Raw genomic sequence first — 18,284 nt, 5'->3', positions numbered from 1 at the left:
AGCAAGCAATGGAGGTAAAAAGTGAGACAAACAGTAGCGACACTACTGGTGCTAATCATTTCGAACTTCGTAATGGTAGATGCATTAAAAGATGATTGTGTTAAAGCACCGTACCCAGAATTTAAACATTATCAATTACTACAAAAGATACAAAAGGAAGCAGCAATCAAAGAAGAGCGAAGATTGTTGGCAGAGAAAAGCAAGCAGGCCGAAAAGAAACGCCGATATCTTGCTTATCAAGAACATCTAAAAAGAAAAGAAGCAAAAAAGCAGAAAGCATTAGCGGCAGCCAAGTTAAATCGTGTCAACCAGTCAGTTGAGCGAAAAGGAGTTTCTAATAGCGACAAAGAGCTTCTTGCGCGACTGGTCACTGCTGAAGCGAAGAACCAGCCATTTGAAGGGCAAGTTGCTGTGGCAGCTGTCGTTTTAAATAGAGTGGAATCTGATGAATGGCAAGATAGTGTTAGCTCCGTAATTTATGCAAAACGGCAATTTCAGCCGGTGTCTAATGGTTCAATCAATAGAAAAGCTACTGATTCTGCGAAGAAGGCTGTCGAAGAAGCTTTGAAGGGCAGTGACCCTAGCCATGGCGCGGTGTACTTCTACAACCCTGACATTGCGAATGGAAGTCCAAGCCCCCGTTCGAGGAAGACGGCGGTCATTGGGGATCATGTGTTTTTAGACTAGAGATAGGACGTAATCTATGAAAAATTATGCATTTAAAATAGGATTCTTCGCATTGATTTATTACTGCGGAACACAAATGGCATGGGTATTTCCAGATAAAGAATTTTTCTGGGGGTTCTTCACTGGATTACTTGTATTTCTATCATTTATGGTTGTCGATTTTGTGCTATTAAAAGAAAAGTCATAACCAAAAAAGAAGGGGAATGCTTATGGAACTGTCGGGAACCTACGTTGTGCTATACAAACACCCAGAAGACTCAAAAAGATTCAGGTATTTATATAGCTTCATAGGAAGGTGTCAAAACTTCACTCCTAATGGGTTATGTGCCTTCTCTAATGAGAAAAACGAAATGTTACTCGTAAATTACAACGACATTGTTCAGATGAAGTTAAAAAACCCTGATTTAATTTGATAAAATCGTTATTTTAACCGGCATTTTGGATGGACCATAAGGTTAAATCTTATGGGCATCCAGCCTATGCCGAGAGAAGGGAGGACCATTAATGAGATTTATTTTCATACAAACATTACAAGAGTTCAAAGACCTTTTACTTAAAGACGAGGTAGTTTTCGCCAAGGAAGATATCTCTAGCGGCGACTACATCTTATTTTTTGTGAAAGATGATGTTGTGATGTCGATGAATTCATTTGAATCAGATGTTTATACCTCAACAATGGATGACCTGGACGTGATCTACCAATCACTTCACGAAGAAGGGTTAACGATATTCGTTAATCAAGGATTAAGAATTATAGAAAACGTACCTAATGCAATGAAAAATGGTGAAGACAATGAATCGTGAAGTTAAATGTGCTTACTGCGGTGAAAAGGGAAAAAAGATTGATATGAAAGTCGATGAGATCCAAAGGCAAAGTGGAACTACTTTTAAAAAAAACGTTCACATTGCTTGTTGGGATCAATACATCAGTAACAAACAATTCCTTGAGACAGAAAAGAAAGAAAGAGAAGACTTGATAACGCTAATTGCCGAAATTATCAATATTCCAATCAATGAAGTTCCAAGTAGCTTCTTTCCATTTATCGAGCAGTTGCGAAACGGCAATGAAAAGATAAAAGGGACCAAGTATAAACAAGGTCCAACTTATGCTTTTATTGCAGACGTATACGAATATTGCAGGCAGGACATTATCGATGTTCGGAGCTATAAGTCATTTGATGATGTGTTTGGTTATCTTCTATACGGGTTAGCTATCGTCAAAAATAACATCTACAACGTGAAACGACTACATGAGACTCAAAAAATTGTAGCAGAAAAACAGGACATCATTGAACAGCAGATTGATATTGAACACCTTGAACAAGAAGTTGAATATAAACCAGCTGCATCAAAAACATCAAATGATATTTCTGACTTTTTAGATTGAGGTGTGATTGTCATAGATATTGAAAAGTTACTTAAAGAAGAGATTATTATATCTGAAGCATGTCTGACGGGGATATTTTGGAACGACCCAAACTTGTATGCCTTGTACCCTGAAGACAAGATTGATAGAAAGACATTCTTAAATAAGCATTGGGGATTCTTTTTCGGCCTTGGTCGTTACATGTCTAAGCAAGGAGTCCAGGTATTTGATGATATATCAATTGTTAAATACATCAAAGACTTAGACTTAGAAGATGATTATGAGGAATACGGCGGCTTTGAGACGGTCAAAGAAGTAATGATTGAAGTTCAAGATAAGGCTGAGAACGTTGATTCTTATTATGCAGATATTAAGAAATACAAGCTTATCAAAGAGCTAGTTATCTTACTTGGAGAAAAAGTAATAGAGCCAAATGGGAAATACGACTATCACCATCTCAATAAAGAACAGTTATACACCTATTGGAATGATAAGATTGTCAAGCTTGGTTTGGATGGCGATGCAAAGTATGATGAACATCATCTCTTAAAGAATCTAGATAAGGTCGTCGATCAGTGGAGCGAAAATCCTGCAACGGGTTTGCCATTCTACAATAGCAAGAAAATGACCAAGATTTGTACTGGATGGGATTATGGCAACGTCTATATAAACGGCGGCTTTGGTGGCAGTGGTAAAACATCCTTTTCATTCTACAAAGTTGTTATGTCTTGTATTGAAAAAAAAGAGAAACTTTTGGTTATCGCTAATGAGCAAAGTGTAGAAGAGTTTCAAAAAATGTTACTCATTACTGCAATGGGCATCATAGCGACTGAGAATGAGGAAAAAGGATTTCAGCGGCAGCGTATAAACGAAGGTAACTTTACCGAATCAGAAAAAGCTAAGCTTCAGAAGGCTGTTGAGTGGGTGAAGAAACTATGCGAAGGCGAAGAAAAGTTGATAACCTTTGTCTTCATGGAGAATTACATTATTGAAGATGTAAAAAAACTGATGAGATATTATGCTAACCGTGGAATTCGCCGCATCATGATTGATACTGGCAAACCTTCTGAGGGATCAGCATCAATGGCGCGTTGGGAACGTTTCACAGAAGATTTCAAAGAGATTTACAAGTTAGCCCGTAAGAATGGTGGAGGGTTGAACCTTGCAGTTTGGGTGAATGTTCAGCTAGCAGACTCTGCCTTGTCTCATAGGTACTTGAATGAACATGCTTTCGGTGACAGTAAAAAGATAAAAAACGAAGCAAGCGTTGTGTTTATGTCAAGACCTGTATGGGATGACGAGTATCGTGGTGGCAAGAATGAATTGAAAGTTATTAATTATGTTCCGGCTGCCGCAGACAACAAGTTTGCTAAGGATGGGTATGTGGCGAAAACCATTCATCTAGAAAGAGATAAGACTTATTATGTCCTTTTCACAACCAAAAATCGCCGTGGTCAAGATAACAAGACTGGGCTGAAGGTATTGGTGTTCGAGGTTGATTTTAACCGAAACACTTGGACTGAGGTTGGTTGGACAACAATCTTTGACGATAAGAGCTATTAATATAAGCACCTGATTGGTTGGGGGAATCGAATTTGAGCAACTTAAGCGACTTAAAGAAAAGAATATATAAAGACAACCGTGTAGAAGAACTGCTTGAGAAGCTTGGGTGCCACCATATCCGAACCGAAAAAGGTGGAGAGTTATATGTAGCTGCTCGTCCAGATGGAGATAACTCTAGAAGTGTGCAGGTTTATAATAATGAATATCTTAATAGCCATATCCGAAGTAAAGGTATTAACGGAGACATCTATTACTTGATTTCATATATAAAATACGGTTGTTCCACCGAAGCAGATATTAAGAAGCGTCTGAAAGATGCAAAAGATTGGATTATTGATAACCTGGGATATCATGAGTTTCGCAATCCTTCGAACCGTAGCACCGGCATAGAAAATAGCTGGCTTAAAGACATTAAAAAGAAGCGTTCCAAGGATATTAGCCTTGATGATATAAAGGAAAATATCATACTAGACGAAACAATCATCAACGAGTATATTATGATTCCTCATAAGCTATGGATTGATGAAGGAATATCTTACGAGACTCAGGAAGAATTCGAATGCGGTTTTGATTTAGAGTCGAACAGAATTGTTGTGCTGATCCGTAACAAAAAAGGTGAACTAATTGGTGTTAAGGGCAGAACGGTAGACGAGGATTATGAGGAAAGGGAGATCCCCAAATATTTGTATCTCTACAAGATGAACAAAAGCATCGAACTTTACAATCTCCACCGCGCTTTAGAACATATTCTTTTGACTAAAGAGATCATCGTGTTTGAAGGATACAAGAGTGTCATGAAAGCCTGGGAGTATGGATATAAAAACTGTGTAAGCATTGAAGGGGATAATTTTAGTAAGGCCCAAATAGCTTTAATTAAAAGCTTAGGACTGGATATCGAAATAACCTTATGTTTTGACAAAGACAAAAGCGTAAAGTTCATCAAAGAACAAGCACAAAAGTTTACCAACAGAAATGTGTTTGCGGCTTATGATATGAATGAGTTATTAGAAGAAAAACAATCACCCGTAGACCAAGGAAAACAGACATGGGAATATTTACACAGGAATAAATTATCCATACCAATCAAAAACAACGTGTTATATAATTTATAAGGTAATGAAATATAAAATAGTGAATGGAGATTAATAATGCAGAATCTTAGTTTGATCCTTCAAAGCAAAGAGGACTGGAATGGGCAAAAAACAGTGTTTAAAGCAGTTCTAAATGGTATGCCAGAAGAAGCAGCAGTAATGCAAGAGCCTATCGTTTTGGAAATAGGAGAGCTTACTGAGGACATTTACACTGAACTAGAAGCTGTAGCGCTCACAGTCAGAGAAGCAGAGAAGTTAATTAAGACACTTACTGCACAAGTTAATTTCCTAAAAAACAATCCTTAATAGGGATTTATATAGATATCTTTTCGGAGAGGAGGTATTCAATTGAAATGGGTTGAACGAACGCCTAAAGATCAGTACGTCCAAGACGATTGCATGTTAGTTAAACTTGCAAAAATCAGAGGGATAGATGATCTTGACGATTATCTGAACCCATCGAGTAAAAATGAACATGATCCATACTTACTAAAGAACATTGAAGAAGTAGCTAAGGAAATAATCAAAGCTGTAGTTACTGGTAAACGAATTTGTGTTAGCGCAGACTGCGACTCGGATGGTATATTCTCAACAGCCATAATGGTTAGATACTTAAGGCAATTCACTTCGAACCTGTACGTGATTTATGCTCAGCGTTCTGAAGGGCATGGTATCGAACACCAAATGAAACACATTGAATCAGAGACAGATTTACTTATTATTCTAGACTCTTCATCTAATTCAGTGGATGCTTGCAAAGAGCTTTCTGAAAGAATGCAAATCATTGTTCTTGACCATCATGAGATAGAAAAAGAAAACCCATATGTACTGCTTGTAAACCCACAAAATGATTCGTATCCAAACAAGGCATTGAGTGGAGCAGCAGTAGTATACAAGACGATCAAGGTTATGGATGACACCTTAGCATCAGAAACAGCAGAAGACTTTATAGACCTTGTTGCATGTGGTATGTATGCAGACATGATGAATGTTAGCGTCCCAGAGAACAGGTATTTGATTATTAGTGGCATGCAACAAATCAAAAACACTGGATTACATGCTATTTTAGCAAAGAACGGCGTTGATGTGAAAAGTCTTAATTGCGATACCATTGGGTATACAATAAGCCCATTAATCAACGGGGTTGCTCGAATGGATAAGATTGAATATGCAATCCAATTACTGTTAACTGATGATGCATCCGAGTGTCTTCAATTAGTAAGTGAAATGATGCATATAAACGAAGAAAGAAAGAAGATAGCTAGAATACTGCTTGAGAGATATTCGAAGCATGTAGATGTTTCAGAAAAGATTATTATTGCAATAGACGACAATGCCAGCAAAGGTTTTAATGGAGTAATCGCCAATGACCTTGCTCAGAGGTTTCAAAGGCCAGCACTAGTCCTTAGAAGAACCAACGGTATCTTAACGGGGAGTTATCGAACCTATGGTAATTTTAAAATGAAAACATTCTTGAATGGATTTCACATGATGGGATATGCGCTAGGTCACGAAGAAGCAGGTGGCGTTGAATTCAAGGAAATACACCTTGAACACCTTAAAGAATACGTAAACAAGAAAATCAAGGCAAATCTATTCCCGATGAAGCAAGAGTTTGATATCGAAATCGATGCTAAAGAGATTAACTTCCAACTTATAAGAGAAGTTGAAAGATTCGATTACCTAACTGGTAACGGCATGCCGAAAGCCTTATTTATGGTTAAGAATCTATTCGTAGATGAACGAAGAGTATTAGGCAAAAACAATGATACTGTGAAGATATCCTGCGATGGCATTGATTGTATTAAATTCAAAACTACATCGAGTTGGGCTAACGATGTTGATATTCTTGATGATATAGATGTTATTGGTAGCTTGAGCTTGAATGAATGGAGAAAGAAGCTTACGCCGCAAATAAAAGTAGAGGATTACTTTAAAAACTAATGCAATATAAAATAGGTGAAAATAAATGATTATGTTTCCAGGCTTACTGCTATCAATAATAATAATCGTAGTAATAATTTGGTTTTCATTAGGTCGATTCTATTATTATGTTGGCAAGAAGATAGATAAGATTGCAGAGCCATTTAAAAAGGGAGAAGACGAAGAAGATGAGTAGAAGTTTCAGAAACGGCGCGGTAGCTGTTGGAGTATTTCTAGTTTTAGTAGTAATTGGTTTAGTCATTTTTACAACAAGAATCACAGCAGGTCATGTTGGCATTGTTTATAGCGCTAATGGCGGCTTGAAAGATAAAACGCTACCCCAAGGTATCCACATTATTATGCCATGGGAGAAAGTAACGGAGTATCCAATCTCGACTGAAACAGTTTCATATGCTGATGTAATGATTGGAACGAAAGATGGAAAGCCGATTAAAACAACTCTTCAGTATAACTATCATATCGAGATCAGCGAAATCTCCGCTATCTTCAATAAGTTCCGTGGAGCAAAATCCACTACTATCGAGAATGGTTTCTTGAAGACACGTCTCACAGAAATGGCAAAAGAAGTTACGACTAAGTATTCTGTGTTAGATATCATGGGGGAGAAGAGTGGAGACGTTTCCATCAAAATTCAAGAGAAGTTTCATGACGATGTGAAAGGGATTGGTTTTGTTATCGAGTCCGTAACCTTCACACCGCCTATGCCAGATGAACAGACTCAGAAGGCTATTCAGGCTAAAGTTGACGCACAACAACTACTTGAACAATATAAGACGGAAAAAGAGCAAGCACAAATTCTTGCAGACAAGGCACGGATTGAAGCTCAGGGCAGAGCCGATGCAGTCATAATCGAAGCTGAAGGCCTTGCTGAAGCAAACAAAGTTAAAGCTCAGAGCATCACAGATAAACTAATCGAATACGATAAGATTCATAACTGGAACGGTCAGCTGCCGACTGCGACATCAGATGCAGGTATCTTTAATATGACACTCCCATCTCAACAAACATCCAAGTAAATGCAATGTAAAATAGCATGATTATAGTATATGCTTCTCTTACTGGGAAAGTCAAGAGGTTCATCGCCAAACTAGACCTAGACATCAAGTGTATCGAGCTAAAGAAAGGAATGAAGGTTGACGAACCTTTCATTCTCGTAACTTACACAACTGGGTTTGGCGAGGTTCCTAAGGTTGTCATGGAGTTTTTAGAAGGTAATCACTCGTTGCTAAAGGGAGTGGCAGCTAGTGGAAATAGAAATTGGGGGCCAAGATACGGGATTAGTGCAGACATCATTTCACGCAGATATAACGTTCCTATTATTTCCAAGTTCGAAATGGCTGGAACGCCTAGCGATGTCTCGTATTTTCAAGAAAGGGTGTTAGGTTTTGCGTCATATTGAGCTAAATAATGAAGTTAAAGTAATGAAAGATGGTCTATATCAGTTTGAGAAGGATAAAGAAGCTGTTAAGGCCTACATGATTGATTATGTGAATAAGAACACTGTTTTCTTCCATGATTTGAAAGAGAAGATGGATTATCTGTTCGAAAATAATTACTATGACAAGAAGGTTTTTGAACCTTATACGTTCGCACAGATCAAGCAAGTATTTCAACTTGCTTATAATAAAAAGTTTCGTTTCCCATCCTTCATGTCAGCTTATAAGTACTACAACAATTACACGTTAAGAACTGATGATGGAACTAAGTTTTTGGAACGGTATGAGGACAGAGTAGCGGTGAACGCCCTTGATCTTGCAGATGGTGATTTTGAAAAGGCGAAACTCATTGTTAAAGCCTTGATTAATCAAAGATACCAGCCTGCCACACCAACGTTCTTGAATTCAGGGAGAAAACGTTCTGGCGAAAAGGTTTCGTGCTTCCTGTTGGACACGCCTGATACAACCGAAGGCATACTTTACGTTATTAGTGCATGCGCTCAGCTGAGTCGGCGCGGCGGCGGCGTTGGTATCAACCTATCCAGGCTTCGGGCTGAATCTGATCCAATCCTAGATGTCGAGAATGCAGCTTCATCTCTTGTGGGCGTTGCAAAGATTCTTGAAGACACATTTAGCCACTTTAATCAACTAGGGCAAAGAAATGGTTCAGGCGTTGCTTATGTCAACATTTTTCATCTTGATGTTGATGTGTTCCTTGAAACGAAGAAAATTAATGCAGATGAGAAGTACCGCTTGAAAACTTTGTCTATCGGCTTGATTGCGCCATCTAAGTTCTTTGAGCTAGCAGAAAAGAACCTGCCGTATTTCACTTTCTCTCCATATGATGTTCGCAAAGAGACAGGCATTGAGTTGGCTGATATGGATATGGATGAATGGTATGACAAGTTGGTTGACAACAAGAACATTCGTAAAGAGAAAAAAGATGCGCGTCAAATGCTTACGAAAGTCGCACAAATCCAACAGGAGTCGGGATATCCATACTGGATGTTTATCGACAATGCGAACAAGAGAGATACTTTTATGAATGTGTCAGACCTTAAAGTATTGATGAGCAACCTGTGTAACGAGATTTACCAAGTTCAAGAGAAGTCTGACATTAAGGGATACGATTCTGAGGAAAAGAGTGTATTTGGAACCGATGTGTCTTGTAACCTTGGCTCACTAAACATTGTGAATGTAATGGAGAGCAAAGCCATTGAGGAGACAGTAAGTATAGCAATTGACTGCTTGAACTCTGTTGCAAAAAATACATCGATTAAAGCTGTTCCAACTGTAAAGAACGGCAATGATAAATTCCGCGCTGTCGGCCTTGGCGCGATGAATCTTCATGGATTCTTGGCAAAGAACAAAATCATGTATGACAGCCCAGAAGCAAAGGATTTTGCAAATGTATTCTTTGCAGCAGTTCGATACTACGCTATCAAGAGATCGATGGAAATTTCTCTAGAGACAGGATTTAAGTTTCATCGCTTTTCAGAGTCGGAGTATGCAAAAGGGCCAGAGGGCGCGATATTCAAAAAGTATGTAACAAATACTTATGCCCCAACTCTTCCAAAAGTTGTATCTCTCTTTGAAGGTATTTACATTCCAACAAAAGAGGATTGGTTGAAACTCTCGATTGACGTAGCGAACAACGGAATGGCGAATGCTTATCTATTAGCCATTGCACCTACTGGATCAATTTCTTATATTCAGTCAGCTACAGCTTCAGTCATGCCAATCACTGAGCAAATTGAGACGCGAACATATGGAGACAGCACGACTCACTACCCAGCGCCATATATGAGCAATGAGAATTTCTTCTATTATAAATCTGCATACAACACAGATATGTTTAAGGTTATTGACCTTATCGCAGTCATTCAAGAACATATATGCCAAGGTATCAGTACGATTCTCTTTGTAGACAGCAATAAAACGACAAGAGAGATGTCGAGGTACTACATTTACGCTCATAAGAAAGGTCTAAACGGCTTGTATTACACAAGAACTAAACTCCTTTCGGTAGATGAATGTTTGGCATGTAGTGTATAAAACGAATGATTGGAGAAAGAAAGATGACAGTATATAAAGCTTGTAACTGGAATGATATTCAAGACGATTATGTTCTTATGTTTTGGGAACAGAACCTTCGCCAATTTTGGATTGATACTGAAATTCCAGTATCAAAAGATTCCAAAGTGTGGAAGTCTCTCTCTGCGGAAGAAAAAGATGTTTATATGAAGGTGCTTGGCGGCCTTACCTTGTTGGACACCACCCAAGGGAATGTAGGTATGCCATTCATTGCAATGAACGTTGAAGACCTTACTAAAAAGGCAGTGCTTACCTTTATGGGGGCAATGGAGGAAATTCACCAGAAATCCTATAGTACGATCTTCACGACACTTGCCCAGAAAGACGAAATCAATGACGTATTTAAATGGGTAGAGGATAATAAACATCTTCAAACCAAAGCAGAGATTATCGAACGCTATTATCGAAACATCTATAGCAAAAAAGATTTATACATGGCTATGGTTGCTTCAGTCTTCCTTGAGTCTTTCTTATTCTATAGTGGGTTCTTTTATCCACTATACCTGGCAGGCCAAGGCAAGATGACCAGCAGTGGAGAAATTATTAATTTGATCTTGAGGGACGAAGCGATCCACGGGGTATTTGTGGGGTTACTAGCCCAAGAGATTTACAACGAGCTTCCTGTGGTTGAACAAATTAGCGTAGATCATGAAACGATTGGCTTGCTTCAGAAGTTGATGGCAAATGAAGTTCATTATACCGATGAGGTTTACGGCAGTATTAATCTTCATCATGATGTAAAGAACTTCCTCAAATATAATGCAAATAAAGCAATGATGAATCTGGGGAAAGACCCATTCTATGTTGAAGTAGAAATCAATCCTATTGTTCTTAACGGATTGAGCACCGACACTAGAACGCACGATTTCTTCAGTGTTAAGGGTAATGGTTATCAAAAAGGCGTAGTAGAGCCTTTGACCGATGACGACTTCATTTTTGACTTCGGAGGATAATTGAATGAAAGTAATTAAATTTGAAATGCCAAACTGCGCACCTTGCGCAAATGTGTCGAGATACCTTGAATCAAAAGGGGTAGAATATGAGCGCGTTGTCGCTTCAGATGATCCCGACATGGCAAGTGAATATATGGTTATGGCTGTTCCAGTTGTAGTGCTTGTAGATGATAACGGCACGGTTCTAAATAGAATTACAGGATATAAGCCTGAAGAGTTGGACAAGTTGATTCAACAACTAAACTAATGCAATATAAAATAGAAGGAGCTAATAAAAATGGCAAAGAGATATTATAAGCTAAATGAAATGGTATGGGTGAAACCTTTGAACAAGAAGGGGAAGGTCGTAGAACTGGACATTCCTAATCTGTCTGTTAAATTGACTTACTTTGAAAGTAAAGGAGAACTGAAGGCAGCTACGTTTAAGTTAGAAGAGATTGATAAGCTATTCAGTAAAAACTCCCAGGACGAAGACGTGAAAAAGACAAACAAAAAAGACACTGTTCTGTTTGCCAAAGTTAAACCTGATGCAATTATTCCTTCTAAACGCCATGAAGACGGCTGCTACGACATCTACGCTTGCCCAGATGTAAAATCAGAGCCTATCATCATTCTTCCATTCCAAATCGTGACAGTACCAACCGGCATTGCAAGTTCGATGTTGCCCAAATACCGATTCTCAGCTAAGCGTGAACGTGGAAGCACTGGTTCAATCGGGTTAGTACCACGTTGTGGAGAGATCGATTCAGGTTATCGCGGCGAATGGTTTATCAAGCTTCAAAACATGAATGCCGACAAACCCATTGTCATCACACACTTGGTCAAAGAGACAGTTGTGTACCATGACCGAATTGAGTATCCAGTCACTAAGGCCATCTGTCAAGCCGCGCTTGAGATTGTCCCAGATGTAAATACAAAAGAGATTTCATATGAAGCATTAAAGAAGATTCCTTCCGAGCGAGGAACAGGCAAGCTTGGTTCCAGTGGCAAGTAAACAACATGGTGGGCATTAACGCCCACCTTTTTCTAACATAAAAGAAAGAGGTTATACGAATGAAGCAATACCTTGATATTTTGCAACATGTTCTGGAAAATGGGACTTTAAAATCTGACAGAACCGGCACTGGTACCCTCAGTAAGTTTGGGTATCAATCCCGTTATGATTTACAAAAAGGCTTTCCACTTGTAACAACTAAGAAGCTTCATCTTAAAAGTGTTATTCATGAGTTACTTTGGTTTCTCAGTGGAGATACAAACATCAAATACCTTCAGGATAACGGCGTTCGCATATGGAACGAGTGGGCAGACGAAGATGGTGATCTTGGGCCAGTGTACGGGCAACAGTGGCGTAAATGGCACAATACTAAGCCAATCATCTCAAATGGTTCGTTTTTAGGATTTAAAACAGAACACATTGACCAAATTTCAAATGTCATCGAGCAGATCAAGAATAACGCTCACTCCCGTAGACATTTGGTAATCGCCTATAATCCTGGTGACGTAGATGATATGGCATTACCTCCTTGCCACTTTGCATTTCAGTTCTATGTAGAGAATGGCAGGCTGTCTTGTATGCTCTATCAGCGTAGTGCGGATCTCTTCCTTGGTGTGCCATTCAATATTGCTTCCTATGCATTGCTAACTCATATGGTGGCACATGTGGTAGGGCTGGAAGTCGGGGAGTTTATTCATACTATCGGAGATGCACATATTTATACGGATCATATTGAAAAGGTAGAGTTGCAACTTCAACGTGAACCCTTGCCGTTGCCGACACTGAAGATTAAACGTGAAGTTAAAAACATCTTTGATTTCAAATATGATGACTTTGAATTCATTGATTACCAACACCATCCCCATATCGCTGGGAAGGTAAGCGTATAATGATTTCTTTAGTAGCAGCTATGGGTAATCATAATGTGATCGGCAACAAAAATGAATTGCCCTGGCATTTGCCAGCAGACCTTAAGTATTTCCGGGCATTGACTCTTAATGGAGTTGTAGTAATGGGGCGCAAAACATATGAATCTATTGGCAAGGCATTGCCTAATAGAACGAATATTATCATGACGCGAGATACCCAATACTGGAAGAAAGATGCTATTGTTTTCCATTCAGTAGATGATGTAATCTTATATAAAGAGAAAAACGATGTCAAACATTTGTTCGTAATCGGCGGCTCTGAGGTGTATAATCTATTTATGCCTATTGCGGATCGACTCCATATCACCAAAATCAATCATGATTTCAAAGGGGATGCTTATTTCCCAGATATTAACCCTGAGATATGGGGGCATATGTATGAGCGCGTAGGGATAAAGGATGCTAATAACAATTACAATTACTCCTTTAATGTCTACTACAGGAAGTAAACAAAAATGATATTTATTCGCTATATCGTAATGGGATTTATATTCCTAATGCTCTTCATCGCCGTCTTTTCTGCTACAATGTTTACATTATTTAGTTAGGACGTGAACCGTAATGCAAGGTAAAATATTATACTGTTTTGACTGCTACGATATGATTTCGTTTCAGTTCAACGGACAATCAACCTACAGGCCTGAGAAAACGCAAACAAAGTACTCAGAGATGCTTAGGGATTGGCCTAAAAATAAGGTTATTACATGCGATTTATGCGACAGGTCCGTTGTCTATGAGCAGATAAAAGACAATCAATGGTCGCAAACAGTCCTTTAGATAGATCGTCTAAATGCAATAAAAAATTGAAGGATGAAGAATAATGTGCATTTGTGGCGGCTATCTCAAGGATTTTATGAAAATAACCTTCTTTGACCTTGAAGTTGACGAAAATTGTATATCTTCTTATGTGAATTATGAGAAGAAGAAAAATGTTATGGATGAAATATTCACTGAAATTATAGGGAAACGGTTTGGATTGAGTATCACAATATCCAAATAAAATACGTGATTTATCAAACACAACAACACCAAAGGAGACATGATTATGTCTATTCTCAGTTCAAAAAGCGAAACCGACAACATTATTGATGAAATCACTTACCGTATTGAAAAATTGCAGAAGGCCCAGAAGCAGGCAAATGACTATGAGTATGCCAAATTCCAAGCTAAGATTGAGGTTTTGGAAGAGATGAGAGCTTGGATTTCGGTCAACTATTACTAAGTCTTCGGGGGTTTCTTGTGATGGCTGTTTATTTGATCGTAGATACAAAGAATAATAGAATCTATAACTTTGAATCAGATGAATTCGAAGATACCCTTAAAGCTTCATGCATTATTCCTGTTCAATGGTTAGCGGATCAGCTACATGAGGAGATGCGTTTCAATGAGTGGGAGAAAGTAGTGGAGCTGCCGGTTGGAAACGGAAACTTCAATTATACAAACCTAGAGAAGTCGTGAAGGCTCCTCTAGTAACTAATGCTATATAAAATAGTGCGGGGTAGATAATGGGAGAGTTAAAGAGAAAATTCAAAGTTGGCGACATCGTTAAGGTCCAGGGCTATAGAGATGAATTTGAAATTGTAGGTTACATGCACCAATCCATTTATGTAATGGGAACTCTCGATGAGGAGATTCTTTACACAGTCAAAGAGAAAGCATCGGGTTGCGTTCTCGAAAAGAGTGAAGATAAACTATCCTACGCTGTTAGTCATGAGAAGATGAGAGAGCTTGCTGAGAGCATAGAGAGACAGTTGACGAATGACGCATTGGATATGTATAACGATTTGATGGCCTTACACTTGATGTTTGGTGATAAACAATACAAACAACAAGCAAACAAGATTGTCAAAGAATTAAAGCGATATTACAACAATAAAGATAACTACTAACCAAAGAGCGGTTGCTTCGGCAGCTGCTTTTTTTACATTCATTTACTTACCATGTTTATCCTGCATTCCCATCAATCACCCATACTAATGCAATGTAAAATAGAATATTATTAAATAGTAATAGTGAAAGGGGCAAAGGGATATCATGGCGGCGCTCAATAATTACGTTGTATATCATTTGCATTCGGACGACAGTTTGCTGGATAGTGCAACTAAATTTAAAAAGTACTTAGATAAAGCAGTTGATTATGGCATGACTGCTATTGGGTTTTCCGAACATGGCAACGTCTTCAACTGGATCAATAAGAAGATGGAAGCTGAAGCAAGAGGGCTTAAGTATATTCATGCAATGGAAGCCTACGTTACTGAGGATTTAAACACCAAGGTACGTGACAACTACCACATGATGTTTATTGCCAAGAACCTGGATGGAGTTAAAGAGCTAAATAAGATGAGTAGTAAAGCTTACTACAAAAATGACGGACACTACTACTATGATGCAAGGTTTAGCTTAGATGAGGTAATGGCAACCAGTGAGAACATCATGATTACTACATCTTGTTTAGGTGGAATTCTTGCAAAGGGCAGGAGACTCGAATCACCAGTGGTTGGTAAGTTCCTAGACTGGGCGATTAAGAACAAACATAGAGTATTTCTTGAAATCCAGTACCACAACCATCGTGAGCAGATAGAACACAATAGTTATCTCGTAGAGTTGAGTATGAACTATGGGTTTCAGTTAATTGTAGGGACAGATACACATTCGTTAGATGCTAAGCATGCCAAGGGAAGAAAGATTCTCATGCAGGCTAAGAACATCCAATTCCAAGAAGAAGACAAGTTCGATTTAACCTTTAAATCATACAGAGAAGTTCTTCAGATGTTTAAAATTCAAAACAGTATCAATGACACTGATGACGATTTAGAGGTTCAGGCCAAGAAGAAATATGATCTCCTAACTGATGATATAATTCTTGAAGCATTAGACTTCACGAATACAATGGCAGAAATGGTTGAGAATTTTGAGTTGGATAAGTCAGCAAAGTATCCTAAGCTGCACGATAATTCTGAAGAGGTTTTTCGCCAAAAGATAAATGCCGGCATTGTATCTAGAGGTATCAATAAGTTTGGGAAAGACAAGCGGAAACTCTATTACGATACTATCCATGAAGAGTTTGAAGTGTATAAAAAACTGGATGCAATCGACTATATGCTGTTCCAGGACGATGTTATTGAATATGGAAAGAGCAAAGGTATATACCCAGGTTACGGTCGGGGTAGCGTTAACGGGAGCCTTATTGCTTATGTATTGGGTATCACTGAGATGGACAGCATCAAACACAAACTTAACTTCTTCCGTTTTCTAAACCCTGAACGAATTTCTCTTGCTGATATTGATATCGATTGGCCCCCAAGCAGAAGACAAGAAATCATCGACTACGTTGCATCTAAAGAAGGGATTTATTTTAGTGAGATAGTTACCTTCAATACTATTGCAGATAAAGGGGCCATAAGAGAAGTAGGTAGGGCGTTAAAATATGACCTAGCCGTTGTAGATGATATAGCTAAGAATTACGAAGATAAGCCTAAGTACTATAGAAGTAAGTATCCTGAGATGTTTGAATACGTTGATTTGATTAAAGGCGTTAACGTCTCCGTTGGTTCTCATCCGAGTGGTTATCTGATTTCCTCAATTCCTTTAGATGAGAATGTAGGGACTTTCTTTACTAATGAATCCAAGTATCCAGTGTCACAGGTTAACATGAAAGAATTGGATAAAACCAATTATGTGAAATTAGACATTTTGGGCTTAGACAACATTGAGATTATCAACACAACATGTGAAAGCGCCGGTATTGAGCGGATCACACCAGACAACGTTGACATAAATGATGAGGATGTTTGGGCTTCTATGCGAGAGTCAACGCTTGGAATATTTCAATGGGAGTCTGATTCGGCTTTTGCCTATTATAAGAAACTCTTTAGCCCTGAAACGTTAGAAAAAATAAAAGAACAGAATCCAAGTATTAGCTATATTGACTTGTTTTCCATAGGCAATGGCGCTATCAGGCCATCAGGAGATTCTTATAGAGACAATCTTGCAAATGGAGTATTTAAAGACAATGGTCACATTTCCCTAAACGAATTCCTTAAAGATACAATAGGTTATCTCGTTTATCAGGAACAGATCATGAATTGGCTGGTTGATTTCTGTGGTTATAGTGGTAAACAGAGTGATACTGTTAGGAGAAGTATTGCAAAGAAAGATTCAGATGACTTCGATACAATGCTATCGGAAATCAGAAACCGATTCATCGGGACTATGGCAACCAAGTATGATACCGATAGTAAAACAGCAGAAGGTATACTCGAATCGTTGCTCCAGGTAATCGATGATGCACAGCGTTATGGCTTTTCGGTGAACCACTCAACTCCCTATAGCTATACTGGTTACATTTGTGGATACCTAAGACACTATTATCCATTAGCATTTTTAACATCAATGCTTAACCTTAACGATGATAACAAGAAGAAGACGGGTAAAATCATTGAGTATGCGAACAGACAGGGTATAGAAATACGGTCAATAAAGTTCCGTAAGTCTTTGGTGGCCTACTCGTACTCCAAAGAAGAAAATAGCATCTTCAAAGGCCTGAAGTCTATCAAGTTCCTAAATGAGAAGATAGCTATAGAATTGTACGATTTAGGTCGGCGAGAATATCATCGTTTTGTTGATCTGTTGGTTGACATTGTAAACGAAACAACCGTAGATGCTAGGCAACTTAATATCCTGATTCGACTGAACTTTTTTGAGGAGTTTGGGGAGATCGGTAAATTACTGAGCATATATAGCGAGTTTTCCGCAGGCAAGAATAGATATTCTAAGAGCCACAAAGAAGACACCAAGATGAAAAGACTTCCTTTGCTATATGAATATGAAAGTAATGCGCCTTTGGTTGAGTTAGAGATGATTGATATCCTAATGTTTGAGAAAGAACACCTTGGATATATCGATAGCAAAATCAGAGATGCTTCACCAAGAGTTGCAATAATTCTTGAAATTGATACAAAGTACACCCCCAAGGTATACCTATACCAGCTGCGCTCAGGGCAAGAAGCCATGGTCAAAGTGAGGAAAAAACACTTTTATGATTACAATGACCAAGAAAGATTGCATGTTGGGGATATCATCAAGGTGGGGGATGTAGTGTACGAAAATAAAAAGAGAATGGTTAACGGTGAATGGGTAGAACTTGAAGAACGCGAACCATTCATGGAGAATTGCGTTGTTATAAAAAACAATGGATCAACTAATGCAATGTAAAATGGGAGAGATG

20 protein-coding genes are annotated in these 18,284 nt (G+C 38.5%); all 20 read left to right on the top strand.

All coding sequences use genetic code 11. The features are described from left to right. Positions 1–21 precede the first annotated feature (21 nt). The 20 genes from M2277_RS24305 (at position 22) to M2277_RS24210 (ending at position 18,271) form a co-directional block, all read left to right on the top strand. Positions 22–687: a cell wall hydrolase gene (locus M2277_RS24305; RefSeq protein ID WP_280755733.1), complete on the top strand. Its 666-nt coding sequence runs from the start codon at positions 22–24 to the stop codon at positions 685–687. 16 nt (positions 688–703) lie between these two features. Further along, positions 704–874: a hypothetical protein gene (locus tag M2277_RS24300; RefSeq protein ID WP_280755732.1), complete on the top strand. Its 171-nt coding sequence runs from the start codon at positions 704–706 to the stop codon at positions 872–874. A gap of 317 nt (positions 875–1,191) precedes the next feature. Continuing rightward, positions 1,192–1,491, top strand: a complete 300-nt coding sequence (locus M2277_RS24295; protein ID WP_280755731.1) for a hypothetical protein — start codon at positions 1,192–1,194, stop codon at positions 1,489–1,491. Then, entirely contained in the window at positions 1,481–2,074 is a 594-nt protein-coding gene (locus M2277_RS24290; protein ID WP_280755730.1) for a hypothetical protein, read from the top strand. Before M2277_RS24295 ends, M2277_RS24290 begins: the two co-directional genes overlap by 11 nt. A gap of 3 nt (positions 2,075–2,077) precedes the next feature. Further along, positions 2,078–3,616, top strand: a complete 1,539-nt coding sequence (locus M2277_RS24285; protein ID WP_280755729.1) for a DnaB-like helicase C-terminal domain-containing protein — start codon at positions 2,078–2,080, stop codon at positions 3,614–3,616. 32 nt (positions 3,617–3,648) lie between these two features. Further along, a complete protein-coding gene (locus M2277_RS24280; RefSeq protein ID WP_280755728.1) occupies positions 3,649–4,728 on the top strand; it encodes a toprim domain-containing protein in 1,080 nt (359 codons plus the stop codon). Positions 4,729–4,764: 36 nt separating this feature from the next. Further along, the gene (locus M2277_RS24275; protein ID WP_280755727.1) at positions 4,765–5,013 is read left to right on the top strand and encodes a hypothetical protein; all 249 of its coding nucleotides are present in this window, start codon (positions 4,765–4,767) and stop codon (positions 5,011–5,013) included. A 42-nt stretch (positions 5,014–5,055) separates the two neighbouring features. Continuing rightward, positions 5,056–6,651, top strand: coding sequence for a DHH family phosphoesterase (locus tag M2277_RS24270; protein WP_280755726.1), 1,596 nt, complete (start codon positions 5,056–5,058; stop codon positions 6,649–6,651). 167 nt (positions 6,652–6,818) lie between these two features. Beyond that, complete coding sequence (locus M2277_RS24265; protein WP_280755725.1) at positions 6,819–7,667, top strand: prohibitin family protein; 849 nt, start codon at positions 6,819–6,821, stop codon at positions 7,665–7,667. 17 nt (positions 7,668–7,684) lie between these two features. Next, a complete protein-coding gene (gene nrdI, locus M2277_RS24260; RefSeq protein ID WP_280755724.1) occupies positions 7,685–8,050 on the top strand; it encodes a class Ib ribonucleoside-diphosphate reductase assembly flavoprotein NrdI in 366 nt (121 codons plus the stop codon). 22 nt (positions 8,051–8,072) lie between these two features. Next, the gene (nrdE, locus tag M2277_RS24255; protein WP_280755844.1) at positions 8,073–10,142 is read left to right on the top strand and encodes a class 1b ribonucleoside-diphosphate reductase subunit alpha; all 2,070 of its coding nucleotides are present in this window, start codon (positions 8,073–8,075) and stop codon (positions 10,140–10,142) included. Positions 10,143–10,165: 23 nt separating this feature from the next. Next, a complete protein-coding gene (gene nrdF, locus M2277_RS24250; protein WP_280755723.1) occupies positions 10,166–11,134 on the top strand; it encodes a class 1b ribonucleoside-diphosphate reductase subunit beta in 969 nt (322 codons plus the stop codon). Positions 11,135–11,138: 4 nt separating this feature from the next. Beyond that, the gene (locus M2277_RS24245; protein ID WP_280755722.1) at positions 11,139–11,381 is read left to right on the top strand and encodes a glutaredoxin domain-containing protein; all 243 of its coding nucleotides are present in this window, start codon (positions 11,139–11,141) and stop codon (positions 11,379–11,381) included. A gap of 30 nt (positions 11,382–11,411) precedes the next feature. After that, the gene (locus M2277_RS24240; protein ID WP_280755721.1) at positions 11,412–12,128 is read left to right on the top strand and encodes a dUTP diphosphatase; all 717 of its coding nucleotides are present in this window, start codon (positions 11,412–11,414) and stop codon (positions 12,126–12,128) included. Between the two features lie 59 nt (positions 12,129–12,187). Further along, positions 12,188–13,018 carry a thymidylate synthase gene (locus M2277_RS24235; RefSeq protein WP_280755720.1) on the top strand — a complete coding sequence of 277 codons (831 nt, stop codon included), beginning with the start codon at positions 12,188–12,190 and terminating at the stop codon, positions 13,016–13,018. After that, a complete protein-coding gene (locus M2277_RS24230) occupies positions 13,018–13,506 on the top strand; it encodes a dihydrofolate reductase (protein WP_280755719.1) in 489 nt (162 codons plus the stop codon). Before M2277_RS24235 ends, M2277_RS24230 begins: the two co-directional genes overlap by 1 nt. 596 nt (positions 13,507–14,102) lie before the next feature. Next, positions 14,103–14,279, top strand: a complete 177-nt coding sequence (locus tag M2277_RS24225; RefSeq protein ID WP_280755718.1) for a hypothetical protein — start codon at positions 14,103–14,105, stop codon at positions 14,277–14,279. 20 nt (positions 14,280–14,299) lie between these two features. Next, on the top strand, positions 14,300–14,515 hold the full coding sequence (locus M2277_RS24220) for a hypothetical protein (protein WP_280755717.1): 216 nt from the start codon (positions 14,300–14,302) through the stop codon (positions 14,513–14,515). Positions 14,516–14,562: 47 nt separating this feature from the next. Continuing rightward, positions 14,563–14,946, top strand: coding sequence for a hypothetical protein (locus M2277_RS24215; RefSeq protein WP_280755716.1), 384 nt, complete (start codon positions 14,563–14,565; stop codon positions 14,944–14,946). Between the two features lie 145 nt (positions 14,947–15,091). Beyond that, entirely contained in the window at positions 15,092–18,271 is a 3,180-nt protein-coding gene (locus M2277_RS24210) for a PHP domain-containing protein (RefSeq protein WP_280755715.1), read from the top strand. Positions 18,272–18,284: the final 13 nt, after the last annotated feature.

It is taken from the genome of Paenibacillus sp. LBL (genome assembly GCF_029893715.1).
GTDB lineage: Bacteria > Bacillota > Bacilli > Paenibacillales > Paenibacillaceae > Paenibacillus_AQ > Paenibacillus_AQ glucanolyticus.
The sequence above is the reverse complement of the archived record's forward strand: the minus strand, read 5'-3'. Positions and strand labels throughout refer to the sequence as shown.

Bases quoted from the DNA above. Each gene is read 5' to 3' on its own strand.
- M2277_RS24300 (WP_280755732.1), top strand. From the start codon at position 704: ATGAAAAATTATGCATTTAAAATAGGATTCTTCGCATTGATTTATTAC.
- M2277_RS24295 (WP_280755731.1), top strand. From the start codon at position 1,192: ATGAGATTTATTTTCATACAAACATTACAAGAGTTCAAAGACCTTTTA.
- M2277_RS24290 (WP_280755730.1), top strand. From the start codon at position 1,481: ATGAATCGTGAAGTTAAATGTGCTTACTGCGGTGAAAAGGGAAAAAAG.
- M2277_RS24275 (WP_280755727.1), top strand. From the start codon at position 4,765: ATGCAGAATCTTAGTTTGATCCTTCAAAGCAAAGAGGACTGGAATGGG.
- M2277_RS24265 (WP_280755725.1), top strand. From the start codon at position 6,819: ATGAGTAGAAGTTTCAGAAACGGCGCGGTAGCTGTTGGAGTATTTCTA.
- nrdI (WP_280755724.1), top strand. From the start codon at position 7,685: ATGATTATAGTATATGCTTCTCTTACTGGGAAAGTCAAGAGGTTCATC.
- nrdE (WP_280755844.1), top strand. From the start codon at position 8,073: ATGAAAGATGGTCTATATCAGTTTGAGAAGGATAAAGAAGCTGTTAAG.
- nrdF (WP_280755723.1), top strand. From the start codon at position 10,166: ATGACAGTATATAAAGCTTGTAACTGGAATGATATTCAAGACGATTAT.
- M2277_RS24245 (WP_280755722.1), top strand. From the start codon at position 11,139: ATGAAAGTAATTAAATTTGAAATGCCAAACTGCGCACCTTGCGCAAAT.
- M2277_RS24240 (WP_280755721.1), top strand. From the start codon at position 11,412: ATGGCAAAGAGATATTATAAGCTAAATGAAATGGTATGGGTGAAACCT.
- M2277_RS24235 (WP_280755720.1), top strand. From the start codon at position 12,188: ATGAAGCAATACCTTGATATTTTGCAACATGTTCTGGAAAATGGGACT.
- M2277_RS24230 (WP_280755719.1), top strand. From the start codon at position 13,018: ATGATTTCTTTAGTAGCAGCTATGGGTAATCATAATGTGATCGGCAAC.
- M2277_RS24225 (WP_280755718.1), top strand. From the start codon at position 14,103: ATGTCTATTCTCAGTTCAAAAAGCGAAACCGACAACATTATTGATGAA.
- M2277_RS24220 (WP_280755717.1), top strand. From the start codon at position 14,300: ATGGCTGTTTATTTGATCGTAGATACAAAGAATAATAGAATCTATAAC.
- M2277_RS24215 (WP_280755716.1), top strand. From the start codon at position 14,563: ATGGGAGAGTTAAAGAGAAAATTCAAAGTTGGCGACATCGTTAAGGTC.
- M2277_RS24210 (WP_280755715.1), top strand. From the start codon at position 15,092: ATGGCGGCGCTCAATAATTACGTTGTATATCATTTGCATTCGGACGAC.